The sequence below is a fragment of the Arthrobacter sp. TmtSoilC48 genome (assembly GCF_059739425.1).
Window position 1 is genome coordinate 1,255,348 of the sequence record NZ_AP046049.1, and the last position, 26,127, is coordinate 1,281,474.

Below are 26,127 nucleotides of genomic sequence, written 5' to 3' on the forward strand. Positions count from 1 at the left end.
GACGGTCCGGCCACCCTACTCCGGGGCTTTGGGGAGATTCAACGGTTGTAACTCCAAACGCGGAAAGGGTAAGGGCCGCGCGTCGGCCGATTCATTTTTCCGCACGGGAAGTTCCGGATTCGGATCTGGACGACGGTTCCGTGCCGGTTTAAAAGGCTCCGCGGGAGGCTCCAGCCCGGTGGGAACTTCCACGGACGTCTTGTTCTAGCGCCGGTTCTCGGCCATGCCTCTTTAACTTGTATTCTTGTCCAGACTGACGCCTGTCAGCACATCACTCGAACCTTTTTGGGAAACAAATGAATAAGAACGCTCTGCGTGGCTTGGCTGTGTCCGCTCTGCTGGTCATGGGCCTTACTGCATGTGGCGGCGGAGGCGCGTCCAGTAGTACAACGTCAGCCCCGACGAACGAGCCAACGGCGCTAGCCGAGGTCCCCTTCAGGACCTACACAAAAGCAGAGCTTGGCAAGATTATTGACGATGTTCGGGATTCCAATGATGTACGCCTTTTGGTGATGCCGGACGATCGCTTGCAGGACACCCTCAAACAGGCGAAAGAGGTTATCACCAACAGCACCGTTGAGCCGGCGGAATGCGCCCAGTTTGCGGTGGGGGGCGGTGCATTGCTGGAGGAAGGGGCTACCGTTGGTATCGGCGCATCGGCGAGTTCGACTGCCCAATCCCTGGTGTTGCTGACCCTGGTTTCTGGAGTGTCCGAAGAAAAGGTAAAAGCGCTAATGGCTGCGAAGTCCACCAATGTGGCCTCATGCGGAGCCACACAGGCAACTATCCTCGGACAGGCTGTCGAAGTGAGCACAAAAAGCATGCCGACTTCCGCGAAAACGCCAGGAGCGCTGGCGTACAAGTCATCAGCCATAGCGCCGGGAAGCGCGCAGGATCAGTTGATCCTAACCGCAGCCAAAGGCGGCGTCGTTCTTCTGGCCCAGTCGTCTGGAACGGCCGTCTCGGACTCCGACCTTCCTAAGCTCGAGGCCATGCTGGATCAAGCGTCTGACCTCATTAAGTAATAACCAAACGCAGTAGCAAGAAAAAAGAACCTTTGAAAAAGCCAACATTTATCTTCCTCATTGCGACAGCCGCAACGCTCACCTTTGCGTCTGTCACATGGCTGACGCTCCTGGTCTTAAACGGAGAAACACCTAGCCCAGTGGTCGTCGGTATCCTGTCCCTCGTAGGGCCGGTGGTAGGTGTATTCCTCGGCTCACGATTCTGGGATGACAGGGAAGCCATTCGTCAGCGTGTCATCCAAGACGACGACCAGGCGTAAGGGTACGCATGGACGGGGCGCAACTACCGTCGTGTAACCACATTCAGGCATTGGTGACCGCCGCCTTCGGCATTGCACTCGGAACCTCGCGGCCTCGAGGGTTCCACGTGAACGACCCATCGGAGCCGCCGACGCGATCTGATAGAAAAGACAGCGTGAAATCACTGGATGACTACCGCTTCGACATTGACAACCGGCCGTCGAACGGTGAACTTCGGTTCTGGGTCGGGTTTCAGGTGGTGGTCTTGGGCGGCCTTGGTTATACGGTCCCTTTGTTCATCCTGCACTGGGCTGGTGTGCGGCAATGGCCGCTGGTCATTATTCCGTTGCTCTGCGCGGCCGCGTCAGTGTGGTGGCTCTTGCGATTCCTCAAACGACGTGGCGCAGAGAGCAAGGCGAAATACCGGGCCCACGGCGGCGACCCTGCGGGCACCAGTGACCTTCTGTTCGGCCAAGTGTCCTACGAGATTACGGCTGATGGCCGGTGGAAGTGGCCAACGCCAAGCTCAGGAGAATAAAGCGCTGGAATGTTCCCTGGAGCCGCGACGAAACCGCGACTAATCGCCGGCGTCCGCCCAACTGAGTCGCAGCTGAGCGCGTTTTGACGGCTCTAAACGCGCTCTAATGCGACTCAGTTGGGTTCAAACCCGGACGGTTTCCTTCCCGGAGATCACCTGGTTCAGCTGGGCGAGCGTGTCCTCTGGCGTTCCGTTGGCGTCAACCCGCATGAAGTCGTCGAACTCGGGCAGGGAGCCGTAAGCAGTTCGGAACGCTTCCAGGTCTGCCAACTCTTCATGATCAGTGCCGCGTGCCCTGATCCGTTGGTGGGCACACCGCGGGTCAACCTCGAAGTGGACTACGAGGTCCGGGGCCGGGAGCTTTTCCTGCAGCCACGGGAGGAACCAGCCCCGCCTCAATCCAGCCGCGAGGCGCAGGGCCAGTTGGCAGTGCAGGTGCCTGTCCATGACCACCAAGCCGTCGAACCGCAGGGCTCGGGCATGCGAAACAAGGACGTTGACCACGCGGATGCACGTCTCTACCAAATCGGCACCGCGTGGCGGCAACTTCCACCCAAATCGCTCCGCAACGAGCGACATCCGTCTGCGTGCAGCATGGTTGCTAAGCAGCAGCGCGTTGTGCCCCTCAGCGCGAGCCGAGTCCACCAAGGCGCGGGCCGCCGTCGTCTTTCCTGAGCCGTCTATTCCTGTCAGAACAATGAGCATGGGGCCTCCCGTCGTCTCTCTTCCAACGGAGGGGAGGCCGGTGGTGTGCCCTGTTTGAGGCATAGATCACTTCCCAGTCAAGAACCGTTTACCCAAAGGGCCGCCAAGTAAACCGGGGTTGCTCCCGATTCAGGAAGGCGCTGATGCCGATCTCCATGTCAGGGCTGTCAGGCATGGCGGACCAGGCGGCGGCCCACTCCTGATCGATGTCCGTTTGCCCGTCCGAGGCATCCAGGTCCACCAACCGCTTCATGGAATGCATCGAGAAGCGCGAACGGTTCCGCAGCGACCCGAGAAGCGCCTCGCACTGTTGCTCAAAGGATGCGGAAGGAACGACGTCGGCCACCAAACCCAGCGCTTGGGCTTGGTCTGCAGTGAATGTTTGCCCGGTAAGGAGGATGTATTTGGCGTTGGCGTGCCCCACCAGCCGGACCAGCCGTTCAATGCCCGGGCGTGGGTAGATGATGCCGATCTTGGCCGGAGTCAGCCCGAAGACGGCGCGCTGGTTGGCGATGATGAAGTCGCACGCCGAGGCGATCTGCCATCCTCCGCCCATGCAGGCGCCATCCACCAAGGCGACAGTGGGCTTGGAAAGCGAGGCAATGGCGTGATCGGCCAGGCTGAGATGGTCAACAATGGACCCGTCCGGCTGGGGGTCCAACAGCACTGACGAGAGTTCCCTGATGGAAGCGCCCGCGCAGAAAGTGTCGCCCGCACCGCGCAGTGCCACCACGGCAATGTCGGGATCGGTATCGAGCCGGGGCATCAGCTCCTGGATTTCCAGGCACATTGCCTTGGTTAGGGCATTGCGCTGGGCAGCGTTGCAGATTTCCACGGTAGCGATGCCATCAGCCACGGAAACCGCTATGCGGCCCACACGGCTGGCATATGAAACACGGCCCGCGGAAACACGGGCAGCTTGGGAAACTGTGCTCATCGCCGTGCTCCAATCTTGGCCGGAGCCGAGGCAGGCCCGCATAGAACGCGGCCCTCGCGCTCAAGCCGCGTGACGTCGTCGTAGGTCATTCCCAGCTCCATGAGTACTTCGGTGGTGTGTTCGCCAAGCAGCGGCGGGGGCGACAGGATTTCGCTGGGTTCCCCGTCCAGGCTCAGCGGTCCGCGTAGGAGGGGCAGCTCAGAGCCGTCCCGCCGCTGGCTGTTCTGGACAAGGCCCAGCGCGGCGACCTGTTCGGAGGCCAGGGCCCGCGTGTAGTCGTAGATGGGGCCGCAGGGGATTCCCGCCTGGCTGATCAGCGCCACCCATTCGTCTGCCGGTTTGGCCACCAAGGACGCCTCAATGAGTTCGCTAAGCTGCTGCCTGTTGGCCGAGCGGTCCGCCCCTGTGATAAACCGGGGATCCTGTACAGCCTTGGGAATATCCAGCAGGCTACAGAATGCCTTCCACTGTTTGTCGCTGCCCACAGCGATGTTGATGGATTCGGTGGCGGTGGAAAACTTGCCGTAGGGGGCGATGACGGGATGGTTGTTGCCCTGCGCTGTGGGCGCTTCCTTAAGGCTGAGCGCCTGCTGTCCCTGGAAGGCGGACAGGTTCAGCGCCGTCTCCAGAAGGGACGTGGACACTTTGCCAACGCGCTCACCATTGCGGACTCCGAGCAGCGCTGCGAGGATCCCAAACGCGCACACCATTCCGGAGGTGATGTCCACGATCGGTATTCCCACGCGGTAGGTTTCACCGTGACCCGGCCCGGTGACCGACATCAGCCCGGACATCCCTTGGATGACTTGATCCAGGCCGGCGTCGTCTTTAAGGGGCCCGGTGTTGCCGAACCCGGTGACGGATCCCACTACAAGCCCGGGATTGAGTTCTTCCAACCGCGAAGCGGCGAACCCCATTTTCGCCAGGGTGCCGGGCTTGAAGTTCTCCACCAGGACGTCGGCTCCGGCTATCAGCGTGGAGAGGATGTCGCGTCCCTCTGCTGAGTAGAAATCAACGCAAACCGAGGTCTTGTTCCGGTTCACGGAATCGAAGTACAGGCTGTGGCCATCCTGGAAGGGGGGCCATTGACGGGCGGTATCGCCGCCGTTGATGCTTTCGACCTTGATGATCCTGGCGCCCATGTCGGCCAGGAGTGCGGTGCAGTAGGGTCCCGCGAGGGCTCGGCTGAGATCGACCACGGTGATTCCGCGGAGTGGTTTGAGCATGGTGGGCACCTTTCGTGCGTAGAAGAGTGTGCAAAGGAAGCTAGAGGCTGGATGGAATCACCAAGGCGCCGACCAGCAGGAGTGGTCCGACCACCACCATGGACAGGCCCCAACGGGTAAGGAGCCTGGTGACACGGGGCCGCTCGTCTGCATTTACCGTGGCCACGAAGGTGGCGCCGACGGTCGAGAACGGTGAGACGTCCACGATCGATGAACACACGCCCAGCGCGGCGATGACCGCCCACCCGGCAATGTCTCCGGAAGCCACGAGCGGAAGGGCCAGGGGAACCAGCGCCGCGAGCATTCCGGTGGTGGAGGCGAACGCGGAGATGAGTCCGCCGATCCCGCAGATCACCAGTGCGGCCAGCAGGGGAGTCCCGACGGCGCCCGCTGCTTCGCCGAGCATCGCGACGGCTCCCATGGTCTGAAGGACTCCGACGAACGTGATGATCCCACCAACCAGCAACACCGTGGACCAGTCGATCTTGGCCACTGCCGATTTGCCGGATTGCGGATCGCAAAGGGTGAGGACCGAGGCGAATGCGAAGCAGAGAACGCCGATGTCCGGATTTGAGCCCAGGACCGACATGAGGATGACGGTGACAACCAGCCCTGCCATGCACAGCACTGTGATGATTTGGTTGCGGTTGAGCTTTGAGGCCGACGCCGGTACTTCCGACGCCGGTACCTCCGTCGCCGCGGCCGCGTCAAGGACCTGGACGGCTGCTTGCTTCCCTCGGGCAATGTTGCCTTCGCGCTCAAAGGGGTGCGACGGCGTCGGGCGGCTTGCGCTGAAGGATGGCAGCTGGGTGCCGAAACCGTCAGCGGTACGCGTGTTGAGAAGCCTGAACCCACCGAACATGACGTAAGCGGCGGCCAGCAGAAGGAGATTGGTTCCCAGTGCGACGCTGAACAGGACCAGGGGATCAAGGTCAATCCCAGCCGCACGGGCTGTGCCGTACGTGACAATGCCGAACAAGCTGGTGGGGGCGAAGCCGCCTGCGCTCAAACCGGACCCAATGGCGATCCCCATCAGCATGCGGTCGATGCCATAGCGTTTGGCAAGCGGCATGCCAATGGGTGCCATGACCAGGCCTGCCAAGGGGGAGCCCATGGCCGATATGCCGATGGTGAGCGCGAAAAAGGCGATGGGAAGAAAGAAAGCCCGGTCACCCACTTTGGTGATGGCCAGCTCGATGATGCGGTCGATCGTTCCGTTGGCCTGGGCGATCGAGAAGAAATACGTGACTCCTACCAGCAGGACGAGGATCCCGATGGGGAACCCCGCCACCACTTTGTCGATGGTCATTCCAGCCATCCAAATGCCAACGCCCGCGGCCGCTGCGAACATGAGCACGCCAATGTGCACTTTGCGCAGGGTCGCCAGGACAAAGACGCCTACAAAGATGGCGAGGGCAGCTATTTGTTGTTCCAAGACCCGTTCTCCAATCAAACATCGTCGGTTCACTGGATGAACCATTGGTTCATTTTGGGAAATCGCCTGTACCGTAGGTCATAAGAAAGTGAGCGGTCAAGGGGGAGTGTGAATGAGTACGCAGAGTGTCGTCACGGCTATCCGGGTTCTTGAAGCCGTATCGGACAACCAACCGGCAGGCCTGTCGGAGCTGAGCCGTGAGGTGGATGTCCCCAAGGCTACGGTCCTTCGCATGCTCAGGACCCTGGCGGAATTGGGATGGGTGGCGCAGTCTGAAGCGCAGGCCGGAAAGTGGGTGCTGACCAACCATGCTTTCGCCGTGGCCAGCCGGGGCAGCAGCGGCTCGGTTATCCGCGACGCCGCCATGGGCCCCCTGAATGCATTGCAGCTGGACACCACGGAGACTGTCCACCTCGCGGTCCCGGACCGCGGGTACATGCTCATCATCGAACGCCTCGACACGCCCCATGTCCTGCGGGCTTTCCTGCCGCTGGGATCCCGCTTGCCGATGCACGCGTCCTCCACCGGAATTGCCTATTTGTCCGCTGCTGAGGACGAAATCGTGGATGACTATCTGGCCACGCCCCTTGAAGCCTTAACGCCGCAAACGGTGGTGGACCCGGCGCAGCTCCGGGCCATGATCGCGGAAACCCGTGCACGCGGATACTCCATCAATGAGCAGGGCCTCAGTACGGGAATCACCTCAATCGGTGTTCCCTTGTTGGGACCAGGCGGTGTGGCGGCAGGATCAATCTCCATTTCCGGGCCGTCAAGCAGGATCGTGCCTGCCAAGTATCAGGAATACGGAGAGGCCGCCGCGGGTACTGCGCGGGAGATCAGCCAGGCACTTGGAGCTTTTTCGGCGAAGAGGTACTAAGTTTCCTGTTGAAATACTTCGCCGGAACACAATGCGCGCCTATCATGATGCTGTGCACGTGCTTCGAGGGCGGCGGTTCTGTTTGAACTGTTGTCATTTGGGGTAAGTACGGAATAAGGAGAGAACATTTCTCCGTTCGGTGCCCGTTGCTTTGGGGTGGAGCTCCAATTGGAGTCCCAGCGGACGCCTTCCTAACTGGACAAATTTGTTTGAAGGGATGCGTAGCTTAGATGAACACACTATTGGTGATTGCCGGCGTCATTGCGATCGTGCTGCTGCTTGTTGGCGGTTTTAACCAGGCCCTGAGTTTCCTGCTGTGGGTAGGAATTATCTTGCTGGTCCTGGCGCTCATTGGCTGGGTTCTGGGCCGGGGCCGGTCGCGCGTATGACAACTGATCCAACCGAAGTTGCCGGCTTCAGTCAGGTGCACGATGGGATCACGACGCCAGGTCATCCGATCCCACGCGATCTTGGGGCGCCCGACTCCAGCGATCAGGTACCTGTTGGCGACGCATCCGGGGAAGGTTCGGAAGATGCCGCCGATGCCGGGGGAAATGAATCAGCGAATCCACCCGGGCCGGCAGAAGAAAAAGATGAGCGGACCGCAGACGATCGCGGTTTGACTACCGAAACCAATCCTTCGGATTGACATGGGTTTTGCGGTCGCGGCCAGGGAAGGGATCCCGGGCCCGACCGCGCCCTTTGGTCACCCAGCCAGTACTAATAGCTGGGCAGTAATTCCGTTTATCGATTGGGGAAGAAATGCGAATCGGTTCAATTATTGGGCTGTTCGTAGTTGTGTGGCTCGTCATTGGAGCAATAGCGGCCGGCCAACGCGGCTATTACAACGCCCCACCCGCGCAGTGTTCGCAGTTTGCGACCATCGCCCTGAATATTGTGGCCGGGCCCCTTAATTACACAGGCATGGATCCACAAGCCGGTTGCCAGGTTCCGCAGCCATCGTGAGCCGGTACGGCAAGCGCCTGACGACGATTCTTCTGGCTCTGGCGGTACTCGCCGGAGCATTGACGGCATGCTCACAACGTCCTTCCCCGGAGGCGCTTAAGGGACCAGCCAAGGACGTCTTCTCTGCCGTCCAGGCCACTACCCTGGCGGTGGAAATCAGGATCAAGAACAGCACGACGGCGGCTGCCGGCTCTACTGCTGCGGATGACATGTTGGGCGAGGTCGAGTCCGCTACCGATGAAGTTGAAGGTTTCACGGCTCCCACGGAGGAGGAAAAGTCGCTCCGTGATGACATGTTGGCATCCTTCGCCACAGTCTCGCGCGCGCTGCTGCATGCACGCGACGCGTTGACGGCTCCTGCCGGTAGCCGGCAACCCGGTAGCCCGGAACCCAGTGGCCCCGAACAGGGGCAATCGGGTTCAGGCGAGCATGGCCTGCCCCAAGTCCTGGCCGAACTGCGCAGTGCAACGGACCAGCTCAAAGCCCTCATGACCAAGGCCGGCATCCAGTGAAGCGGCTCCTCGGCGTTGCACTGGGCATCCTGACGGCAATCGGGGGCTTCGTTGACATCGGGGATTTGGTGACCAACGCCGTAGTAGGCTCCCGCTTTGGACTTTCCCTGGCGTGGGTGGTGGTGGTCGGCGTCGTCGGAATCTGCCTTTTTGCCAACATGTCAGGACGGGTGGCAGCGGTATCCGGCCGGGCTACGTTCGAGGTGATTCGCGAACGCATGGGACCGCGCGCCGGACTGGCCAACCTTGGCGCTTCCTTCCTGATCAACCTGATGACGGTCACCGCCGAGATCGGCGGCATCGCCCTGGCCCTGCAGTTGGCCAGCGGCGTAGCCTACCTGCTCTGGGTCCCTGTCGCGCTGCTGGCCGTCTGGCTGGTGATTTGGCGCGTGAAGTTCAAAATCATGGAGAACGTCACGGGTCTCCTGGGACTCTCCTTGGTGGTCTTTGCAGTGGCGCTTTTCCTGCTCAAGCCCGATTGGGGTGTCCTGGCCACCCAAGCGTTCACGCCGTCGGTGCCTCAGGAGGAAGGCGCTGGCGTGTATTGGTACTTTGCCATCGCTCTCTTCGGTGCTGCCATGACCCCCTACGAGGTCTTCTTCTTCTCCTCGGGCGCTGTGGAGGAACGGTGGAAGGTCAAGGATCTGCTCCAGGCCCGAATGAACGTTCTGCTCGGATTCCCGCTGGGCGGGTTCCTTTCCGTGGCAATCGCCGCGTGCGCCGCCGTCGTTCTCCTGCCTGCGGGAATCAGCGTCACCACGCTTTCGCAAGTGGCTTTGCCCGTTGCCCTGGCCGGAGGCCAACTTGCCTTGGCCGTGCTGATTGTGGGCCTTGTGGCCGCAACCTTCGGTGCGGCGCTGGAGACCACGCTGTCCAGCGGCTACACGTTGGCGCAGTTCTTTGGATGGTCATGGGGAAAGTTCCGGCGCCCGGCGCAGGCCGCCAGGTTCCATATGTCCATGATCGTGGTCCTTCTGGCGGGTGCCGCTGTCCTCGCCACTGGCGTAGACCCCATCCTGGTCACTGAGTACTCCGTGGTGTTCTCCGCGATCGCGCTGCCTCTGACCTATTTGCCCATCCTGATTGTCGCGAACGATCCCCAATACATGGGTGAGCACGTCAACAACAGGGCCGTGAACATCGCCGGGTTGGTCTATTTGGTGATCATCCTTGCCGCGTCCTTGGCTGCCATTCCACTCATGATCATTACCGGAGCAGGCGCATGAGTACCGCCAAACGCAGGAAGATCCAGCCGCATGAAATCAGGCCTGCGCCGCGTCCGGCAGGGTTGGTCCTGGACGCGCAGCTGCACTTGCTGGACCGTCAGGTGTTGGACGTCGACGGCGTACCCGTCACCACTGTCGACGACCTCGAGTTGAGTGGCCCCGCACCTGACGAGCCCATTCCCGAAGGTGCTGCATCGCCGAGCATTACGGCACTGCTAACAGGTCCGGTACTGGGCACGCGGATCTTCGGCGGCAGGCCGCCGTCGAACAGGCTGATCCGCATTCCATGGGACGTCGTGTCCGGCGTCGACACCGTCATCTCGGTTGGCGTGCGTTCGGACTCACTCGACGCGTCGTGGGTGGAGCGGTGGCTTCGGACCCATGTGATCGGGCGGATCCCGGGTGGTAGCCATGATCCTGACTGACATGCTGGGCAGTGAGGTGGTGGATAGCAGTGGTGAACGGCTGGGAGAGGTTTCAGACGTCCGCTTCGCCCTGGATTCTGCGCCTACCCAGCTCCTGAGCCAAGCTCGCGTGGTGGGCATCATTGTGAGTCCGCGGACGGCGTCGTCTTTTCTTGGGTATGAGCGGCAAGGTATGACGCAGCCGTGGCCGGTGGCGCAGCTCCTGCGTTGGTGGCATCGGGGATCGTTCCTGGTGCTGTGGGAGGACGTCGCGATGATGGGTTCACGGGAGGTGGTGCTTCGTCCGGACTTCGTGGCTTATGAATCGGGGCTGCCACGATAGCGCCTCAAGCATGAAATTGCTAAGTTTGCTGACTAATTTCTTCAAAGCATGGACACGTCGCCAACCGTCCTTATAGGTTCGAAGTGTTCCATTAACACGTTCCACCGCACGGAAAGGACAGGTCACATGGACAAGCAGAACGCCACGCCTGAAGAGGAAGCGGGAGGCTACGGCACCCCCACAGCAGAGCAGGAAGCGGGCGGATCGCAGGCGCAGCCCCGCGTGGAAGAGGACCTCAGCGAAGCCGGCCTGAGCGAGGACAGCCCTGATGGCGAAACATACGCAACCGGCGCACCAAACCTCAGCCATTTGGATCCTGAGGACTCGGACAGCGCAGGCGAACCGGGCGCAGGCCGCTTCGGTGGCATCGACGAACAGTCCCAGGCCGAGCAGAATCTGGACCAGCCTACAGACTCCCTGGCCGATGGCAGCGGCAATGATCTGCCCCGGGACCAGTCACCCAAGGACGACGACGAAGAGAACTTCGACGCAGGTTAGGCCGTAACCCCGGCGCGCCCATAAGACAGGCGCGCCACCGGTTATGCAGCCAGCCGGCTGGCGCGCCGCCGGCACTACCCGGCTCAAAAGAGTCCGGCACTTTAGAGCGCAGTACATACAACGCACTACGAGAAGACACATCGAAGGAGCGACACCTTATGGCTACCGTCAGTAAGTCAGTTGAAGTAGATGTACCCGTGTCCGTTGCCTACAACCAGTGGACGCAGTTCGAGACTTTTCCTGAGTTCATGAATGGCGTGGAGTCCGTGCAGCAGATCGACGACACAGCCCTCCACTTCGCAACGAACGTGGGCGGCGTGAAGCGCGAATACAACGCGCAGATCATCGAGCAGGTGCCTGATGCATTAGTCAGCTGGGCGAGCGTGGACGGCCCGCGCAATGCGGGAACCGTGACGTTTGAACCGTTGGACGCGGGGCACACACGCGTCAATGTAGAGATCGAATGGGAGCCGGACACCCTCGCGGAAAAGGCCGGCTCGGCAGTGGGAGCTGACAGTTTGCGCGTGGGCGCGGACCTGGACAAGTTCAAGAAGTTCATCGAGGCCCAAGGCCATGAGACCGGAGCCTGGCGTGGCACAGTATCCGGTGGTGATGTGGACGAAGGCGGAGGAGCATTGGTCTAAAGGGTTCGTGTAAGCCCCATACCGGTGGAGGTCGGCCAGCGAACGGGCCGGCCTCCAAGGGTGCTACGAAGAGCAGGCTCCAGTGAGGAGAAGTGATGGCTACGTCCAGCAACGTAGAGGCAGAGCGGAAGTTCGACGTCGATCCTTCCACGCCGCTTCCCACGCTTGACAGGATCGACGGCGTTGCCCGCGTGGGAGAGCCAGTCACCCATAGCCTGGAGGCGGTCTATTTCGACACGAATGACCTCGCGCTTGCGGCCCGTGGAATCACGCTGCGGCGCAGGACAGGAGGCCCCGACGCCGGATGGCACCTCAAGCTTCCCCACAGCCCGGGACGCCGCACCGAAATCCATGCACCCTTGGGCCAGGCCGATACAGCGCCGGTGGAACTCATGGACCGGATCCTTGCCTACACGCGCGGACACGCAGTCATGGCAATCGCCACACTCAACACCGAACGCACCAGCTACCCCATCTACAAGGACGACGGCGGCCGGGTTGCGGAGTTCGTGGATGACCACGTGCGGGCACGTGTGTCGCTGGGGAATGCCGATGAACAACAATGGCGCGAATGGGAAGTGGAACTCAACGGCAGCGGGCCCGCGGACAACGGCGACGACATTTTGGATGCCGTGGCAAGCCAGCTCACTGGCGCCGGGGCAAGCCCCAGCGGGCGGTCGTCCAAACTGGCAACAGCCCTGGGAGATTCCTGGCCGCGTGCAAAGGGGTCCGGCCGCGAGGTCCCCAGCGGCAAGGGACCGGCCGTGGTGCCTGTCCTGAACTACCTCGACGCCCAAGTGGCAAAGTTGCTCTTGCAGGACGCGCATGTGCGGATGAACCGTGACGATTCCGTCCATCAGATGCGCTCACTGACCCGCCGGATCCGTTCGGTGCTCCATAGTTACCGCAAGCTTTTCAAGGGTTCCCCGGTCCAGGAACTTGAGCTTGAGCTGAAATCATTGGCTCGGACTCTTGGACGCTACCGGGATGTAGAGGTCCTTCATGAGCGGCTCCGAAAGGATGTGGACGAACTGCCAATGAAGATGGTCTTGGGTCCTCTCCACGCTGAACTGGATGAACGGATGAACGTTCGGAGGGACACGGCGATGGCAGCAATCAGGACCCGGCTCAACAGTCCCCGCTATTTCCGGCTCCTGGATGGGCTCGAAGCGTTCCTGGACTCTCCCGCAATTGCACCGCGAGGAACCGGGCCGGCACGCAAGACCACAGCCAAGCTCGTTAACAAAGCGGGCAAACGCCTCGCCAAACGCCACGATGCAGCGGTGGGTGCCGCCGTCGGGCCTTCACGTGACTCTGCGTTTCACAACGTCCGCAAGACTGCCAAGAAGCTGCGCTTTGCCGCGGCCACCGCTGAAAGTGTCCACGGGAAGCGCGCCGCAAAGCTCGCGGACGCTGCCCATGATGTCCAGACCATTTTGGGTGAACACCAGGACAGCGCCATGGCCCGTGCCGAGCTTTTGAAGCTGGGGTCTGCCTCCGGTGCCAGTAACAGCGCTTTCACCTACGGTCTGCTCCATGCCGCAGAACGCGCAAAGGCCGACGCCGCGCAGCAGGAGTACCTGCATAGCGGCAGGAAAGCCAGAAAGCTCCGCCTCAAAAAGTAGGAGTTGCTACTTCTTCAGGAACGCCAGCAAGGCATCGTTGATCTCGGCGCCGTGCGTCCACAACAGACCGTGGGGAGCACCCTCGATCTCCTGGTACTCGGCGCTGGGCAGTGCCTTCTTGAAGCGCCGCCCTGTGACGTCGATGGGGAGGATGTTGTCCGCGGTGCCGTGGACGATCAGCGCTGGAACATCGATCTTGGGGATGTCCGCGCGGAAGTCGGTCAGCCACGTGGGCTGGGCGGCTACGGAAGCAAAGGCGCCCGACTGGCTGGCAAGGTTCCAGCTGGCGTCCACGGATTCCTGGCTGAGCCGCTCTGTCCCCAGGAAGGCATCGCTGTTGTAGAAGTTCTTGAAGAAGTCGGTGAAGAAGGCGTACCGGTCGGCCTTCACGGCCTGGGACAGGCCATCGAAGACGTCCTGGGGAACACCGTCCGGGTTGTCATCGGTCTTCAGGAGGAATGGTTCCAACGATGCGAGGAATACAGCCTTTGCCACCCGGGCGGAGCCGTAGGTGCTGATGTAGCGTGCAACCTCGCCGGTGCCCATGGAGAAACCAACCAACACGGCATCGTTCAGGTCCAGGGTTTCCAGGAGGGTCTTGAGGTCCGCGGCAAAGGTGTCATAGTCGTAGCCCACCGTGGGCTTGCTCGACTTACCGAAACCCCGGCGGTCATAGGTGATAACGCGGTAGCCGGCATCCAGCAGGGCAGCAGTTTGCTTCTCCCACGATGAACCATCCAGCGGGTAGCCGTGGATAAGGACCACTGGCTGGCCCGTCCCATGGTCCTCGTAATAAAGCTCGATCCCGGTGCTGTTTTCGTTTCCGACGGTGATGTAAGCCAAAACTCAAGTCCCTTCGATGCGGATCTACACGAACGTTCCCAGCCTACTGTCCGGGCTGGGAGAGACACGCCCAAAGCGGTGAGGGTGGTGTTCCCACCACCACCATCCACGGACACTGGTTGCCGTCGGCTGCGAGATGGATTCTAGGATCACCGCCGATGACGATCCTAGGAATACCCATGCCACTTGCCCTGCACTCCAACACCCGGAGTTACACATCCATCGACGAACTCCTGGGCGATGGTCGCGGTCGGTTCTTCAGCCACGGCTACAAGACCACCAACCCCAGGCTGCGGGAACTCCGCGTAAACCACACGGTCTCCGAATCCACGCTCACTGCCCGCGCAGCCCTTGGCGTTGAAGGTACGTGGTCCATGAAGGGGAACTCGGAGCAAACCCCGCACCTTGGCACCACGGATGTCCTTGTTTTGGCTGCCAGGATGGCGGAGGCTTTGTTGGCCAGCCGGTATTCTCCCGGGCTGTTGCCTGCCGCCTACCTGGCGTCGGTGACCATTTCGGGTGGCAGTGAGCCTGTTGAAGGTGCGCTGGGCGATCTCGAATGCCGGGCGACGCTGCAGGACCTGGGACACGCTTCGGTCCTTCGCTGCTCTGTTGCGTCCATGACCGCGGTACTGGAAGTGGCCCATGAGCACGCCGAGCTCGGGCTGGCGTCAGTCCAGTCTCCGTCGGAGGAAGCTTTGGTGGGTGACGCCGGCACGCGCCTCTACGGTGGGCTGTGGGCAGAACGGCAGGTCTCGCTGCTGGACGTGGTCCTGGATCCCGGTGAAGGAACGGCCAGTGCGCAGGTCTCATTCCGCCAGCGGCCCTCCCAGCAGTCCTCACTGGGCCGAAGCCTGGATGACCGCCGCGGGCTGGAGGCCGCCTACCCGCAGGCGCTGTCCGCCGTCGAATACTTTGTTGCCTCGCTGCAGCTGGGACAGGTACTCCTGTACCGGCTCGATTCCATGGACCGCGCGGACAGCAACACTTTGTGGATGCGCAAAACCCGCATCACACTCAACGGCTCCTGCCCGAGGAATGGGGGCGGGCAGGGGACCGGCCTTGCAGTGCGGCTGCACAAGAGCCGGTTGATCGAAAAGGACGGCGGATGGTGGCGCTGCGCTGATGTCGTAGGAACGTTCGACGGCGGCGAAGTAGTTTGCAGCGTTGCCCACCAACTGCCGTCCCAGGTTGCGGCAGTAAGCGCTTCCGTAGGGGATAGGAAATGAGTGCGGCATCCGCCGTTGTCCGCGGCCTGGGCGGAGCACTGCCCAGGAAGGTGGTCACCAACGAGCACCTGTCTGCTGTCATGGATACCTCGGACGAATGGATCAGGCGCAGGACAGGCATCGCCGAGCGCCGCCACTCTGACGAAACGGAAAGCACCAGCGTGCTGGCAACGACGGCGGGTCGGCGGGCGTTGGCCAGTGCCGGCGTCGAATCTGCGCAGCTTTTGTTGGTGGCGACCTCGACGCCGGACAAGGTCTGCCCGGCCACGGCACCCAAGGTGGCGGCGAACCTGGGGTTGAAGGGCATTGCTGCCTTCGATGTCTCCGCAGTTTGCTCTGGATTTGTCTATGCCTTGACCACGGCCACCTGGGCTATCCGTTCGGGATCCGTGGACTCGGCACTGGTGATCGGGGCGGACACCTTTACCCGCTTGCTCGATCCGGGGGACCGGACCACCTCGGTGATCTTCGGGGACGGAGCGGGCGCGGCTTACTTGTCCGCTGGAACAGCAGACGAACCCGGGGCCATCAAGGCGTCAACGCTGCACTCCGATGGCGAGGGCGAAACGCTCATCCACGTGCCGGAAGGCCCTGGTTCATTCTTTGAAATGCAGGGCAAGGAAGTGTTCGCGCAGGCAGTCGCAGCGATGTCCGGTTCTGTGGAAACAGTGCTCGCAAGCGCTGGTTGGGCTGCCGGCGATGTGGATTCCTTGATTGCGCACCAGGCGAATCTCCGGATCCTGAACACCGTTGCTTCGGTGACCGGCATTCCGGCATCCAAGGCTGAGGTCCATCTGGACAGGGTAGGCAATACCTCAGCCGCATCCATCCCGTTGGCCATGACCGACGCAGGAACCAAAGGCCACAGGAGCCCCGGAGACAAGGTGGTCCTGACTGCCTTTGGCGGAGGGACTACCTGGGGAGCCGTTGCCATGACCTGGCCATCGATCTCGGTTGTCGACCCGCACTAGGGCCGGACACCGATTCCTGCCGGCCGGGGTGCCTGCAGGACCACTGTGGCGCCGGCCAACCCGGGCCACCTGTAAAAGGGGGAAGCAAATGGAAATTACAGCAATGGACGTCGTAGGGGCGATTGGGTCCACCATGGACGAGCTCGGCCACATGGGACCGGACGACTCGTTCGCCGACCTTGACATCGATTCATTGTCACTCGTTGAAGCCGCCGTGATCCTTAGCAACAAATTCGGTGTTCGCGTGGATGAATTCGAGCTCGCCGAGGCAGGCAGCGCCCGCGCCGCAGCCAGCATGGTCACGGAAAAGCTGGCCCTGCAGCCCGCCATCTAGTTACACCATCACACGTAGACGCACGACCACACAGAACAAACAGGAAGGACACTGATGGCCACTCCGGCGATTGCAGTTGTTTATTATTCAGGCTCGGGCCACACCAAGGTCCTGGCAGACGCAGTGGTTTCCGCTGCCGCCGCCACCGGAGCCACAACGGCTCTCCTTCGCGTGGATGAGCTGACCCAGGAATCCTGGGATTTCATCGACCAGGCAGACGCCATCATTTTCGGCGCCCCTACCTACATGGGCACCGCGCCATCGGCATTCCATGCGTTCGCCGAGAAGACCGCAGGCCGCTGGGCCGTGCAGAAATGGCACAACAAGCTGGGGGCCGGCTTTACCAATGCCGCTTGCAAGGCCGGCGACAAGAATTCCACCCTGGACTACTTCTCCACTTTCGCAGCCCAGCACGGCATGAACTGGATCAACCTGGGCCTTCTCCCGGGATGGAAGAGCACCAAGGGCACGGAAAACGATCTCAACCGCTTTGGTTACTTCAACGGTGCCGCCGCGCAGACATTCTCGGACGTCGGTGTCGAAGGCGTTCACCCTGCAGACATCGCTACCGCAGAGCACCTAGGGCGGCGCGTTGCGGAAATAGCCGCCATATTCGCTGCCGGCAAGACCGCCCTTGACCGCGAACTCGTGAGCGCGGGAGCCTAGGGCTTTCTCGTTCACTGCTACGGAAAACGCCTGGCGCTGCCCATATCCGGGCTTCGCCGGGCGTTTTCCGTGGCGCTAAAGTGTTCCGGTGTGAACGCTGGCGTCCGACAGGGTGGCTGCCACAAACGCCCTGACCTTCGGGTTTCCTATATGGAACAGATGTCCCCCACCGACTACCTCGATCAATCGTGGCTTCTGCGCGCACCAGTCCGCCCAGCGCCGTGACTCTGAAGCCGTAACCACAGGATCATCAGGGCTGTAGAGGACCGTGGCCGGCACCTTCAACTGGCCGGCGGGCAGCCTCCCGGGATAGCTGTCCAACAATTCCAGATCCTCAAGCAGTACTTCGCGGGCCCGCTCGGAGTGGGCGCCGAAAGCGGCTGCCGCGGCAGCGCCGGCGTCGTACATTCCAGACGGCGGCCGCGCGGCTGCCAGGAACACGTGCAGCACCCGCCCGGTGTCCTGAAGCCGAAGGGCGGCCTCGAAGGCGAGCACGGCGCCCATGCTGTGGCCATAGAGCGCCAACTCACCGGACTGCGAGCTTGCGATTCGATCGGCCATGGCGGCCGCGGCGGCACCAACGGAACGGAAATCCCTGCCGCGGTATCCGAGCTTGGTTACGTGCACGCCGTCAAAACGCCAGCCCGCAAAACTGGCCGTGGTTCCGCCCGCGTGGTGCAGGCAAAACAGGTGCATGTCCGGCGTCCCGGCGCTAGTTGAAAGCGAGCCGGTGGCGGTCGTGTTCCATGCGGGAGGCGGCGACGTCGTCCATGTGTTCCTCGGCCCACTCCTTCATCTCGAAGATGATCCGCAGCAGCGAATGTCCGCGCGGAGTGAGCTCGTAGTCAGTTCGCACGGGGACGGAGACGGTCACATGCCGTAAGACCAGTCCATCCCGTTCAAGCGAGCGGAGGGTGGAGGTCAACATTTTCTGGCTTGCGCCGGGTATCCGTTTGCGGAGGTCGCTGTGGCGCTGCTGCCCGTCCTCCAGCGCGAGCATCACCAAGGTGACCCACTTGCTGCTGATGGCCTCAAGCAGCTGTCGTGCCGGGCAAAGATCCAGGGAAGCGTTGTAGTGCTTCCGGGCCTTCATGCGTTTCTGTTCAGCCGTGAGAGTCATATCCCCAATACTTTCCTCATCAAGTGGACTGCTTGCCACAGCATACTTGGGGGTTGTTGCAGGTGGGGAACCGGTGACTCAAACCTTAACCGGGGTGACCAGCAGCGATTCTCCGGCCAAGGCCATGAAAGGAAGGTCCGAACTGTGGTCCCCGTAGGCGAAGCTGCCCGACAGATCCACCGAGAACGCTGCAGCGTGTGCTGCCACGGCCCGCGCCTTGGCGTCGGCTACCAGGGCCTCCCCGATGTCGCCGGTATATATGCCATTGGCGGTAGTAGGGAACGTGCACAGCAGCTCAAGGTGGGGCCACCGCCGTCGAACACGTACCAAAGCCGGCTCAAACGATGCCGTGACGGCCACGATGCGCCGTCCCTCCGAGGTGTGTTTGTCCAGGAGGGAAGCCACGGGTTCCAGGAAGGCCCAGCTATCCGGTGACGAGGCCTGGAAATCTGCCCAGCGCTCGCCGAGTTCCTGGACTTCGCTCACGCTGCGGCCCCGCCACCAGCTGAAGTATCGGGCGTTTGTCACGGAGCGCGGTACGCCATTCCTGGCTGCGGCCCGCAGGCCCTCAAGGAAGTCCTCCGCTTCGGCTTGGCGGGAGTAGCCGGCGTCGAAGCGGAGGAACTCGAAAATGGTGTTGTAGGCGGTGACGGTGCCGTCGATGTCGGTGTACACAGCCTGGGACGTGCCGCTGCTTTGGCCCGTGATGGGGCTTCCGGATTCTTCCACAGGAAGAATCCTAGGGACCGCTCCGGCAATGTGAAGCCTTCCAGGGGAGGGCACTTTGAGGTGCCCTAGGCACAAAAAAGTGCGTTCTTACGCGGCACCCAGCGGCCGGGTGAGGATCGAATACGGGGCACAAAGCGTCCCCGCAGCAAAGCCTCGAAAGGAAGCCAATGCCTACTATCCTCCACATCAACGCTTCTCCCCGCTACGCCAACAGCGACTCCCTGCGGTTGGCCCGGCACTTTATCGACTCCGTCCAGGCTGCCGGTCCGGAGAGCTTTGAGCTGGAGACCCTGAACTTGTTCGACGACGGTGCGTTGCCTGTTTTCGGTCGGATCGCGGCCGCCGCCAAGATGGCTGTCTTCACCGGACAGGACCAGACGCCGGAGCAGGTTGCCGCTTGGGAATCCGCACGCGCTGTGTTTGATCAGTTCGCTGCAGCCGACGCATATGTCTTCAACATCCCCATGTGGAACTCGGGCGTCCCCTACGTGCTGAAGCAGTGGATCGACATCATCACCCAGCCCGGCTGGAGCTTCGGCTTTGACCCGGAGCAGGGCTACCGCGGCCTCATGGAGGGCAAGCAGGCCCTGGCGATCCACACCAGCGGGGTTTACGCTCCGGGTGTTCCGGCCGCTTTCGGCTCCGACTTCAGCAGCACCTTCTTCGCTGACTGGCTGAACTTTGTGGGCATCCAGGACGCAACCCACGTTCGCTTCGCTCCCACGGTCCTCAATGGCGACGTCGATGGCACCCGCCAGGTTGCAGAAGCGGACCTGAGCGACGCTGCAATCGAATTCGCGGGCAAGCTCAGCGCCGCGGGCACCCTCCAGCTGGTCAACGACTAGGAGTTCCTTGTGCGCATTGGCATTTCGGGCACCTATTCCTCGGGCAAGACGTTCACGTCCATGGCACTGTCCCACTACACCGGGTTGCCCCGCACCAGGGCCAGGACCATGCGGGAAATCCTGCCCGAGGCCGCCCCTGGCAAGACCCTTGAGGAATGCACCGCCGCGGAGCTCATCCAGATGATCGTGACCCGACATGTGGAGCGTGCCGTGTACGAGGACAAGCTCTCGGAAGGTTTCATCTCCGACGGTTCATCGCTGCAGGAATGGATCTACGGGTCCGTGCGGGTTTCCCTCGGGCTGAACCCCAGTGCCTCAGCGCACCTGGCTGCGGGGGAGAGTGTGGAGAAGACTCCGGAACTGGCGTTCTTCGAAGAGGTGATGACCAGTCTGGGCAACAGCTTCAAGAGGCACGTCAAGAACTCCTTCGATGTGTTCGTGCACCTGAAGAACGAGCTTCCGCTCTCTGCTGACGGACACCGCCCGGTCAATGATCAATTCCGGAACATGTCGGATGAGATCCTGCAGCACACCATGGACGAGTTGGGCATCCCCTTCCACGTTGTGTCAGGTTCGGCGGAGGAACGCCTCCAGAAGATTGCTTCGCTCTTCAACCTGGAGCCGCGCATGAGCCCGGAGGACGCCACACGCCTGGCAGCCGAGGAATACGCGCAGTTGGACGTGCGCTCCGAACGGGAGCGGGTCCTGCAGTAACTAGATCCTGCAGTAACCAGATCCTGCAGGAACACGGAAACATCCGTTTGGATCCTGCTCACCGGTTCGTCCGGCCGACCCCCGCGTCACCGCGAAGGTCGGCCGGACGCTCGTCTTTTTACTGGAGACCCATTGCCTGCCGACCAGCCTCTTTCCCATCAAGCCCGCTCCAACCACGCCCGCCTTGGCGAGTTCTTCCGCACGCGCCGCGAGCAGACCCGTCCTCAGGATGTCGGATTACCAGTCAGCCCACGACGCCGGACTCCCGGGCTCAGGCGCGAAGAGGTGGCCGTCCTGGCCAATGTCGGCGTCTCCTGGTACACGTGGCTGGAGCAGGGGCGGGCCATTGGGGCCTCGGAGGAAATCCTCGATGCCATTTCGAACGCACTGCGGCTGAGCCCGGAGGACCGGACGTACGTCCGGCGGCTCGCGTCCGCGCGTCGTTCGGGTCTGACCGGCAATAAGGACAGCGCGGCCGGTGGGCCGGCTTTGGGACAGGCTGCCGGCCACAGCTTCGACGTAGGCGACGCCCAGCTCGCTCTGCTGCAGCAACTGGTGGATGCCATGGCGAATCCCAGCTACGTCGCGGACCCTTTTTGGACGGTCGTGGTCATGAATTCGACGGCCGCGGAAACCTTCGATACGCGTGTGGGCGAAAGCTGCCTCCAACGGTTCTTCACGGATCCCGAGCTTGCCCGGCCGCACGTGCACAAGGAGATGATGGCCCGCTCCATGGTGGCGCAGTTCCGTGCGCAATCAGCCAACTTCCCTGACGATCACCGTTTCGATGCCATGGCCCGGGGCCTGTGCCAGGTCTCGGAAGCTTTCCGCGAATTATGGCAGCGGCAAGTGGTTGGCGATTCGTATCACGTGGATGTTGTGTACGACCACCCGGCGGTGGGCCGCCTTAGCTTCGCTCCCATGGTGCTGGGTGTTCCGCAGTTCCCTGCCCTCCGTCTTTTCACGTACCTGCCCAAAAGCGGCACCGGAACGCAGGCTGCCCTGCAAGGTTTGAACAGGAAAGCAGTGGGCTGATTTTCCCTCTAGTTGCCCACAGCAACCAGACGTAAACTGGCCTTCGGTTCACTACGTTGGTTCGGAGTCCCCATGCTTTGGAAGGTTCTCGTTCGGTTCCTGAAGCCGCACCAGCGGTTGCTGGTTGCCGTCGTCGTTTTTCAATTGGCGCAATCCATCGCGTCCCTTTACCTGCCTACGCTCAACGCCGACATCATCGATAACGGCGTGGCTACCGGCGATACCGATTACATCCTGCGCATGGGCGGCCTCATGCTGCTGATCACCCTGCTGCAGATCGCCTGTGCCGTGGTTGCCGTTTACTTCGGCGCGAAGGCAGCCATGGGAATGGGCCGCGACCTGAGAGACGCCATCTTTGCCAGGGTGGGGGAGTTCTCCGAGCAGGAAGTCACCAAGTTCGGGGCGCCGTCCTTGATCACACGGTCCACCAACGATGTCCAGCAGGTTCAGCAATTGGTCCTCATGTCCTGCACGCTCATGGTTGCGGCCCCCATGCTCAGCATTGGCGGCGTCATCATGGCAGTTCGGCAGGACGCCCAACTGTCCTGGTTGATCGCGGTCTGCGTGCCGGTATTGCTGGTGGCCGTCGGGCTGATCGTTACCCGGATGGTTCCGTTGTTCCGCAAAATGCAGGTTCGGATCGACGCCGTCAACCGTGTCCTGCGCGAACAACTCACCGGCATCCGCGTGGTCCGGGCGTTCGTGCGTGAAGACATGGAGACCTCCCGGTTCGGAAAGGCGAACGACGACGTCACTGACGTCGCGCTGCGTGCAGGCCGTTTGATGGCGCTCATGTTCCCGGTGGTCATGCTTGTCATGAACATTTCCAGTGTGGCGGTGATTTGGTTCGGCTCGTTCCGGATCGAGGACGGTTCCATGCAGGTAGGCACGCTGATCGCTTTCCTCAGCTACCTCATGCAGATCCTGATGTCCGTCATGATGGCCACGTTCATGGCCGTGATGATCCCGCGCGCGTCCGTTTCCGCCGACAGGATCGGGGAGGTGCTGGAGACCGAATCAAGTGTCCAGCCGCCGTCGAATCCTGTTACCGGCGGTATCCGGCGGGGCGAACTGGAGATGCGCGACGTCGGATTCGCCTACCCGGGTGCCGAGCAGCCGGTGCTCAGCGGCGTCAGCTTTACCGCCCTGGCCGGCCAGACCACGGCGATTATTGGCAGCACCGGCGCCGGGAAGACCACGTTGGTGAACCTCATGCCGCGGCTGTTCGACGCCACTGCAGGCGCGGTTCGAATGGACGGCGTGGACATCCGCGAGCTGCATCCGGACCTGCTGTGGGGGCATATCGGCTTGGTGCCCCAACGGCCATATCTGTTCTCAGGCACTGTTCGCAGCAACCTTCAGTACGGCAAACCCGACGCCAGCGACGCTGAACTGTGGCAGGCCCTTTCAGTGGCCCAGGCGCGGGACTTTGTCGAAGAAATGGAAGGTGGACTGGATGCACCCATTTCCCAAGGCGGCACCAACGTTTCGGGCGGGCAACGGCAACGCCTGGCCATTGCCCGGGCACTGGTGAAACAGCCGGAACTGTACATTTTCGACGATTCGTTTTCCTCGCTGGACACGGCTACCGACGCCCGCCTCCGGCTGGCCCTCAAACATCACACCAACGGTGCCACGCTGGTGATCATCGCCCAGCGCGTCTCCAGCATCGCGGACGCGGACCAGATACTAGTGCTCGACGACGGCAGGATCGTTGGGCAGGGAACGCACGATGAGCTGTTGGAGACTTCCGAAACGTACAGGGAAATCGTGTCCTCCCAGCTAGCTGCGGAGGAGGCGGCATGAGCGCCATGACAACTGGTCAACGCGGGCCACAGCGGCCACCCATGGGGCCTGGACGTGGTGGTCCGTTCGCTGGAATGAGCATCCCGGCCGAGAAGGCCGCCAACTTTGGTGCCTCGGCCAGGCGGCTCCTGGGCACGTTGCGGCCTGAGCGGTTCTGGCTGACACTTGTGGTGGTCTTCGCAGTGGTCAGCGTTACTTTGTCCGTGATCGGACCCAGGCTGCTTGGCGAAGGAACCAACCTCATCTTCGCCGGCGTCGTGTCCAAACAACTGCCCCCAGGGGTTTCCAAAGCCCAAGTAATTGCTGGCCTGCGTGCCTCCGGCGAGAACAACAAGGCCGACATGCTGGGCGCCATGAACCTGACACCCGGCGTCGGCATTGATTTCGGTGCGCTGTCCTCCGTGCTGCTCTGGGTGCTGGCGCTGTATGTCCTGGCCTCAGCGTTCGGTTGGATGCAGGCCTACGTGCTCAACGGCGTCGTCCAGCGGACGGTGTACCGCCTCCGTGAGCGGATCGAAGCGAAAATCCATCGGCTTCCCCTGCGGTATTTCGATTCCATCCAACGTGGTGAGCTGCTCAGCCGGGTGACCAACGACGTCGACAACATCTCCCAAAGCCTGCAGCAATCCATCAGCCAGGTAGTGTCCTCGCTGCTGACCGTGCTTGGCGTGTTGGTGATGATGTTCCTGCTCTCGCCCCTGCTGGCCCTGATTGCGTTGGTGACCATCCCGCTCACCCTGGGGACCACGGTGGTGATTGCCAAGCGTTCACAGAAACTGTTCGTCGCGCAATGGAAAAACACCGGCGAGCTCAACGGGCAGATCGAGGAAACGTACACCGGACACGCGCTGGTGAAGGTCTTCGGCCGGCAAAACGAAGTCCAAGCGAAGTTCCGCGCCAAGAACAGCGAGCTGTATCAGGCAAGCTTCGGGGCACAATTCGTGAGCGGGCTGATCATGCCGGCCATGACGTTCATCGGAAACCTGGTGTACGTGGGCATCGCTGTGGTGGGCGGCCTGCAAGTGGCCTCTGGAGCCATGCAATTGGGTGACGTGCAGGCCTTCATCCAATACTCACGGCAGTTCACCATGCCCTTGGCGCAACTGGGATCCATGGCCAACATGCTCCAATCCGGCGTTGCCTCGGCGGAACGCGTGTTCGACCTTCTGGATGAGGAGGAAGAATCCCCGGAACCTGTTTCCGGCCAGTCCAGGGGCCCCGCGCGCGGGCGGCTCGTCTTCGAGAATGTGTCCTTCCGGTACCTGCCCGACAAGCCACTCATCACGGACCTTAGCCTGGTGGCCGAGCCCGGTCAAAGCATTGCCATCGTTGGGCCAACAGGTGCGGGCAAGACCACCCTGGTGAACCTCATGATGCGCTTCTACGAACTGGACGCAGGACGCATAACCCTCGACGGCGTGGACATCGCCACCATGTCACGGCAGGAACTGCGCTCGCGGATGGGCATGGTCCTGCAGGATACGTGGCTGTTCGGCGGGACCATCCGCGACAACATCGCCTATGGCCGGCCCACTGCTTCCGAACCCGAGATCCTTGAAGCTGCCCAGGCCACCTACGTGGATCGGTTCGTCCGTTCCCTTCCCGAGGGCTACGACACAGTGCTCGACGACGAAGGCGGCAATGTCTCCGCCGGCGAGAAGCAGCTGCTCACCATCGCCCGCGCCTTCTTGTCCCGTCCGTCGGTGCTGATCCTTGATGAAGCCACCAGCTCGGTGGATACCCGTACCGAGGTCCTGGTGCAGAAAGCCATGAACGCACTCCGCTCTGACCGGACCAGCTTCGTCATCGCGCACCGGCTTTCCACCATCCGCGACGCCGATCTCATCCTGGTCATGGAATCCGGGCAGATCGTGGAACAGGGGACACACGCTGAGCTGCTCGCTGCTGGTGGGGCGTATTCACGACTCTATGAGGCGCAGTTTGCCGCGCCGGCGGCTGAAGAGGTGTGAGCCTGCTGTAATCAGGGAAGCCGGGATGGCCGTAGCACCGTGGCCTAGCCCGCCCGGGATGGGTCCAATGACACGGGGCTTACCAAGACAGCAGGTCCGCGGTGCAGGAGACCCCCGGAAATCACCTGGCAGCGAACCCCACCCCTGCCGCGCATCGCCTTGTGTGCCCCCGGTGCCAGCATCTGGTCCATCCAGGCGCAAGGATGTGCCGGCCTGCCTGCCTTTAGCCGCACGGAGTCGCCGCCGGACTCCAGAGTGAACTCATGCCCCAGCAACGGAGCCAGCTCGGCCCCGCGAAGCACTACGTTTCGCCGGGTTGCCAACGGATCGAAAGGTCCGGCATCCAGTTCAGCGGCGATGGACTCGAGTGCTTCCACCGCGAATACCGTCACGGCGGCGTCCATGTGGGCGGCCTTGCCGAAGAACCTGTCCCCGACGATGCCCTTGCCGGCCACAAGCTCGGCCTGCCTAGCATCCGTCGTCGGAACGTCCGCAGCACCTTCGCGGGCACGGCCAAAATAGGCGTGCGCCGGCGACACCAAAAGATGCAGAACCTCGACGTCGTACCTGTACTCAGCGGTCATTATTCAACGCTAATGCTTCGACGCTTCGAACGGCAGCTCCTTATGTCGTACGCCACAGCGCCGGCGTCGTCCGGAAGATA

At 62.0% G+C, this 26,127-nt stretch carries 30 protein-coding genes; 21 read left to right on the plus strand and 9 right to left on the minus strand.

Annotation, left to right across the window (positions count from 1 at the left end):
* The first annotated feature begins 326 nt into the window (after nucleotides 1-326).
* Nucleotides 327-1,025: a hypothetical protein gene (locus AC6I97_RS06045; protein WP_497944385.1), complete on the plus strand. Its 699-nt coding sequence runs from the start codon at nucleotides 327-329 to the stop codon at nucleotides 1,023-1,025.
* 415 nt (nucleotides 1,026-1,440) lie between these two features.
* Nucleotides 1,441-1,803, plus strand: a complete 363-nt coding sequence (locus AC6I97_RS06050; RefSeq protein ID WP_497944386.1) for a hypothetical protein — start codon at nucleotides 1,441-1,443, stop codon at nucleotides 1,801-1,803.
* Nucleotides 1,804-1,926: 123 nt separating this feature from the next.
* On the opposite strand, the gene AC6I97_RS06055 is transcribed toward AC6I97_RS06050, so the two are convergent.
* From AC6I97_RS06055 to AC6I97_RS06070, 4 genes are all read right to left on the minus strand, one after another.
* Nucleotides 1,927-2,508, minus strand: a complete 582-nt coding sequence (locus tag AC6I97_RS06055; RefSeq protein ID WP_497944387.1) for an AAA family ATPase — start codon at nucleotides 2,506-2,508, stop codon at nucleotides 1,927-1,929.
* Nucleotides 2,509-2,596: 88 nt separating this feature from the next.
* Nucleotides 2,597-3,445 carry an enoyl-CoA hydratase/isomerase family protein gene (locus AC6I97_RS06060; protein WP_497944388.1) on the minus strand — a complete coding sequence of 283 codons (849 nt, stop codon included), beginning with the start codon at nucleotides 3,443-3,445 and terminating at the stop codon, nucleotides 2,597-2,599.
* Nucleotides 3,442-4,671 (minus strand): CaiB/BaiF CoA transferase family protein, encoded by a 1,230-nt coding sequence (locus AC6I97_RS06065; RefSeq protein WP_497944389.1) that lies wholly within the window; start codon nucleotides 4,669-4,671, stop codon nucleotides 3,442-3,444. The genes AC6I97_RS06060 and AC6I97_RS06065 overlap by 4 nt, the downstream gene beginning before the upstream one ends.
* 40 nt (nucleotides 4,672-4,711) lie before the next feature.
* Nucleotides 4,712-6,106, minus strand: coding sequence for an SLC13 family permease (locus AC6I97_RS06070; protein WP_497944390.1), 1,395 nt, complete (start codon nucleotides 6,104-6,106; stop codon nucleotides 4,712-4,714).
* A gap of 112 nt (nucleotides 6,107-6,218) precedes the next feature.
* Here AC6I97_RS06070 and AC6I97_RS06075 point away from each other — a divergent pair, with 112 nt between their 5' ends.
* From AC6I97_RS06075 to AC6I97_RS06120, 10 genes are all read left to right on the plus strand, one after another.
* A complete protein-coding gene (locus AC6I97_RS06075; protein ID WP_224088968.1) occupies nucleotides 6,219-6,983 on the plus strand; it encodes an IclR family transcriptional regulator in 765 nt (254 codons plus the stop codon).
* Nucleotides 6,984-7,213: 230 nt separating this feature from the next.
* Nucleotides 7,214-7,372, plus strand: coding sequence for a hypothetical protein (locus tag AC6I97_RS06080; protein WP_216926527.1), 159 nt, complete (start codon nucleotides 7,214-7,216; stop codon nucleotides 7,370-7,372).
* 373 nt (nucleotides 7,373-7,745) lie between these two features.
* Nucleotides 7,746-7,949, plus strand: a complete 204-nt coding sequence (locus tag AC6I97_RS06085; RefSeq protein WP_224088966.1) for a hypothetical protein — start codon at nucleotides 7,746-7,748, stop codon at nucleotides 7,947-7,949.
* Nucleotides 7,946-8,461 (plus strand): hypothetical protein, encoded by a 516-nt coding sequence (locus tag AC6I97_RS06090; RefSeq protein WP_497944391.1) that lies wholly within the window; start codon nucleotides 7,946-7,948, stop codon nucleotides 8,459-8,461. Before AC6I97_RS06085 ends, AC6I97_RS06090 begins: the two co-directional genes overlap by 4 nt.
* The gene (locus tag AC6I97_RS06095) at nucleotides 8,458-9,687 is read left to right on the plus strand and encodes an Nramp family divalent metal transporter (protein ID WP_224088961.1); all 1,230 of its coding nucleotides are present in this window, start codon (nucleotides 8,458-8,460) and stop codon (nucleotides 9,685-9,687) included. The genes AC6I97_RS06090 and AC6I97_RS06095 overlap by 4 nt, the downstream gene beginning before the upstream one ends.
* Nucleotides 9,684-10,112, plus strand: a complete 429-nt coding sequence (locus AC6I97_RS06100; protein ID WP_497944392.1) for a hypothetical protein — start codon at nucleotides 9,684-9,686, stop codon at nucleotides 10,110-10,112. Before AC6I97_RS06095 ends, AC6I97_RS06100 begins: the two co-directional genes overlap by 4 nt.
* On the plus strand, nucleotides 10,099-10,434 hold the full coding sequence (locus AC6I97_RS06105; protein WP_497944393.1) for a PRC-barrel domain-containing protein: 336 nt from the start codon (nucleotides 10,099-10,101) through the stop codon (nucleotides 10,432-10,434). Before AC6I97_RS06100 ends, AC6I97_RS06105 begins: the two co-directional genes overlap by 14 nt.
* A 126-nt stretch (nucleotides 10,435-10,560) precedes the next feature.
* Nucleotides 10,561-10,932 carry a hypothetical protein gene (locus AC6I97_RS06110; RefSeq protein WP_309928421.1) on the plus strand — a complete coding sequence of 124 codons (372 nt, stop codon included), beginning with the start codon at nucleotides 10,561-10,563 and terminating at the stop codon, nucleotides 10,930-10,932.
* 158 nt (nucleotides 10,933-11,090) lie between these two features.
* Nucleotides 11,091-11,576, plus strand: a complete 486-nt coding sequence (locus AC6I97_RS06115) for an SRPBCC family protein (RefSeq protein ID WP_497944394.1) — start codon at nucleotides 11,091-11,093, stop codon at nucleotides 11,574-11,576.
* A gap of 95 nt (nucleotides 11,577-11,671) precedes the next feature.
* Nucleotides 11,672-13,201, plus strand: a complete 1,530-nt coding sequence (locus tag AC6I97_RS06120) for a CYTH and CHAD domain-containing protein (protein ID WP_497944395.1) — start codon at nucleotides 11,672-11,674, stop codon at nucleotides 13,199-13,201.
* Nucleotides 13,202-13,207: 6 nt separating this feature from the next.
* Here the strand turns inward: AC6I97_RS06120 and AC6I97_RS06125 are convergent, their stop codons facing one another.
* A complete protein-coding gene (locus AC6I97_RS06125; protein ID WP_497944396.1) occupies nucleotides 13,208-14,044 on the minus strand; it encodes an alpha/beta fold hydrolase in 837 nt (278 codons plus the stop codon).
* Between the two features lie 179 nt (nucleotides 14,045-14,223).
* Between AC6I97_RS06125 and AC6I97_RS06130 the strand changes: the two genes are divergently transcribed.
* From AC6I97_RS06130 to AC6I97_RS06145, 4 genes are all read left to right on the plus strand, one after another.
* Nucleotides 14,224-15,273, plus strand: a complete 1,050-nt coding sequence (locus AC6I97_RS06130; RefSeq protein ID WP_497944397.1) for an AvrD family protein — start codon at nucleotides 14,224-14,226, stop codon at nucleotides 15,271-15,273.
* On the plus strand, nucleotides 15,270-16,244 hold the full coding sequence (locus AC6I97_RS06135; RefSeq protein ID WP_309928416.1) for a beta-ketoacyl-ACP synthase III: 975 nt from the start codon (nucleotides 15,270-15,272) through the stop codon (nucleotides 16,242-16,244). The genes AC6I97_RS06130 and AC6I97_RS06135 overlap by 4 nt, the downstream gene beginning before the upstream one ends.
* An 88-nt stretch (nucleotides 16,245-16,332) precedes the next feature.
* Entirely contained in the window at nucleotides 16,333-16,578 is a 246-nt protein-coding gene (locus tag AC6I97_RS06140; protein WP_224088948.1) for an acyl carrier protein, read from the plus strand.
* Between the two features lie 54 nt (nucleotides 16,579-16,632).
* The gene (locus AC6I97_RS06145) at nucleotides 16,633-17,244 is read left to right on the plus strand and encodes a flavodoxin family protein (protein ID WP_497944398.1); all 612 of its coding nucleotides are present in this window, start codon (nucleotides 16,633-16,635) and stop codon (nucleotides 17,242-17,244) included.
* Nucleotides 17,245-17,319: 75 nt separating this feature from the next.
* On the opposite strand, the gene AC6I97_RS06150 is transcribed toward AC6I97_RS06145, so the two are convergent.
* The 3 genes from AC6I97_RS06150 to AC6I97_RS06160 form a co-directional block, all read right to left on the minus strand.
* The gene (locus AC6I97_RS06150; protein ID WP_497944399.1) at nucleotides 17,320-17,940 is read right to left on the minus strand and encodes a thioesterase II family protein; all 621 of its coding nucleotides are present in this window, start codon (nucleotides 17,938-17,940) and stop codon (nucleotides 17,320-17,322) included.
* Between the two features lie 16 nt (nucleotides 17,941-17,956).
* Nucleotides 17,957-18,364, minus strand: coding sequence for a winged helix-turn-helix transcriptional regulator (locus tag AC6I97_RS06155; protein ID WP_223934520.1), 408 nt, complete (start codon nucleotides 18,362-18,364; stop codon nucleotides 17,957-17,959).
* Between the two features lie 78 nt (nucleotides 18,365-18,442).
* The gene (locus AC6I97_RS06160) at nucleotides 18,443-19,093 is read right to left on the minus strand and encodes an HAD family hydrolase (RefSeq protein ID WP_497944400.1); all 651 of its coding nucleotides are present in this window, start codon (nucleotides 19,091-19,093) and stop codon (nucleotides 18,443-18,445) included.
* A 167-nt stretch (nucleotides 19,094-19,260) separates the two neighbouring features.
* On the opposite strand from AC6I97_RS06160, the gene AC6I97_RS06165 reads away from it, so the two are divergent.
* From AC6I97_RS06165 to AC6I97_RS06185, 5 genes are all read left to right on the plus strand, one after another.
* Nucleotides 19,261-19,938 (plus strand): FMN-dependent NADH-azoreductase, encoded by a 678-nt coding sequence (locus tag AC6I97_RS06165; protein ID WP_224088943.1) that lies wholly within the window; start codon nucleotides 19,261-19,263, stop codon nucleotides 19,936-19,938.
* Between the two features lie 9 nt (nucleotides 19,939-19,947).
* On the plus strand, nucleotides 19,948-20,652 hold the full coding sequence (locus AC6I97_RS06170; protein WP_497944401.1) for an AAA family ATPase: 705 nt from the start codon (nucleotides 19,948-19,950) through the stop codon (nucleotides 20,650-20,652).
* 132 nt (nucleotides 20,653-20,784) lie between these two features.
* Nucleotides 20,785-21,687, plus strand: a complete 903-nt coding sequence (locus AC6I97_RS06175; RefSeq protein WP_497944402.1) for a helix-turn-helix transcriptional regulator — start codon at nucleotides 20,785-20,787, stop codon at nucleotides 21,685-21,687.
* Between the two features lie 72 nt (nucleotides 21,688-21,759).
* Complete coding sequence (locus AC6I97_RS06180) at nucleotides 21,760-23,493, plus strand: ABC transporter ATP-binding protein (protein WP_497944403.1); 1,734 nt, start codon at nucleotides 21,760-21,762, stop codon at nucleotides 23,491-23,493.
* The gene (locus AC6I97_RS06185; RefSeq protein ID WP_497944404.1) at nucleotides 23,490-25,463 is read left to right on the plus strand and encodes an ABC transporter ATP-binding protein; all 1,974 of its coding nucleotides are present in this window, start codon (nucleotides 23,490-23,492) and stop codon (nucleotides 25,461-25,463) included. Before AC6I97_RS06180 ends, AC6I97_RS06185 begins: the two co-directional genes overlap by 4 nt.
* A 44-nt stretch (nucleotides 25,464-25,507) precedes the next feature.
* Here AC6I97_RS06185 and AC6I97_RS06190 read toward each other — a convergent pair whose 3' ends face one another.
* Complete coding sequence (locus AC6I97_RS06190) at nucleotides 25,508-26,047, minus strand: MOSC domain-containing protein (RefSeq protein ID WP_497944405.1); 540 nt, start codon at nucleotides 26,045-26,047, stop codon at nucleotides 25,508-25,510.
* Between the last annotated feature and the right edge of the window lie 80 nt (nucleotides 26,048-26,127).

Bases quoted from the DNA above. Each gene is read 5' to 3' on its own strand.
- AC6I97_RS06055 (WP_497944387.1), bottom strand. From the start codon at position 2,508: ATGCTCATTGTTCTGACAGGAATAGACGGCTCAGGAAAGACGACGGCG.
- AC6I97_RS06060 (WP_497944388.1), bottom strand. From the start codon at position 3,445: ATGAGCACAGTTTCCCAAGCTGCCCGTGTTTCCGCGGGCCGTGTTTCA.
- AC6I97_RS06065 (WP_497944389.1), bottom strand. From the start codon at position 4,671: ATGCTCAAACCACTCCGCGGAATCACCGTGGTCGATCTCAGCCGAGCC.
- AC6I97_RS06075 (WP_224088968.1), top strand. From the start codon at position 6,219: ATGAGTACGCAGAGTGTCGTCACGGCTATCCGGGTTCTTGAAGCCGTA.
- AC6I97_RS06080 (WP_216926527.1), top strand. From the start codon at position 7,214: ATGAACACACTATTGGTGATTGCCGGCGTCATTGCGATCGTGCTGCTG.
- AC6I97_RS06085 (WP_224088966.1), top strand. From the start codon at position 7,746: ATGCGAATCGGTTCAATTATTGGGCTGTTCGTAGTTGTGTGGCTCGTC.
- AC6I97_RS06100 (WP_497944392.1), top strand. From the start codon at position 9,684: ATGAGTACCGCCAAACGCAGGAAGATCCAGCCGCATGAAATCAGGCCT.
- AC6I97_RS06105 (WP_497944393.1), top strand. From the start codon at position 10,099: ATGATCCTGACTGACATGCTGGGCAGTGAGGTGGTGGATAGCAGTGGT.
- AC6I97_RS06110 (WP_309928421.1), top strand. From the start codon at position 10,561: ATGGACAAGCAGAACGCCACGCCTGAAGAGGAAGCGGGAGGCTACGGC.
- AC6I97_RS06115 (WP_497944394.1), top strand. From the start codon at position 11,091: ATGGCTACCGTCAGTAAGTCAGTTGAAGTAGATGTACCCGTGTCCGTT.
- AC6I97_RS06120 (WP_497944395.1), top strand. From the start codon at position 11,672: ATGGCTACGTCCAGCAACGTAGAGGCAGAGCGGAAGTTCGACGTCGAT.
- AC6I97_RS06130 (WP_497944397.1), top strand. From the start codon at position 14,224: ATGCCACTTGCCCTGCACTCCAACACCCGGAGTTACACATCCATCGAC.
- AC6I97_RS06135 (WP_309928416.1), top strand. From the start codon at position 15,270: ATGAGTGCGGCATCCGCCGTTGTCCGCGGCCTGGGCGGAGCACTGCCC.
- AC6I97_RS06140 (WP_224088948.1), top strand. From the start codon at position 16,333: ATGGAAATTACAGCAATGGACGTCGTAGGGGCGATTGGGTCCACCATG.
- AC6I97_RS06145 (WP_497944398.1), top strand. From the start codon at position 16,633: ATGGCCACTCCGGCGATTGCAGTTGTTTATTATTCAGGCTCGGGCCAC.
- AC6I97_RS06150 (WP_497944399.1), bottom strand. From the start codon at position 17,940: ATGCACCTGTTTTGCCTGCACCACGCGGGCGGAACCACGGCCAGTTTT.
- AC6I97_RS06155 (WP_223934520.1), bottom strand. From the start codon at position 18,364: ATGACTCTCACGGCTGAACAGAAACGCATGAAGGCCCGGAAGCACTAC.
- AC6I97_RS06165 (WP_224088943.1), top strand. From the start codon at position 19,261: ATGCCTACTATCCTCCACATCAACGCTTCTCCCCGCTACGCCAACAGC.
- AC6I97_RS06180 (WP_497944403.1), top strand. From the start codon at position 21,760: ATGCTTTGGAAGGTTCTCGTTCGGTTCCTGAAGCCGCACCAGCGGTTG.
- AC6I97_RS06185 (WP_497944404.1), top strand. From the start codon at position 23,490: ATGAGCGCCATGACAACTGGTCAACGCGGGCCACAGCGGCCACCCATG.
- AC6I97_RS06190 (WP_497944405.1), bottom strand. From the start codon at position 26,047: ATGACCGCTGAGTACAGGTACGACGTCGAGGTTCTGCATCTTTTGGTG.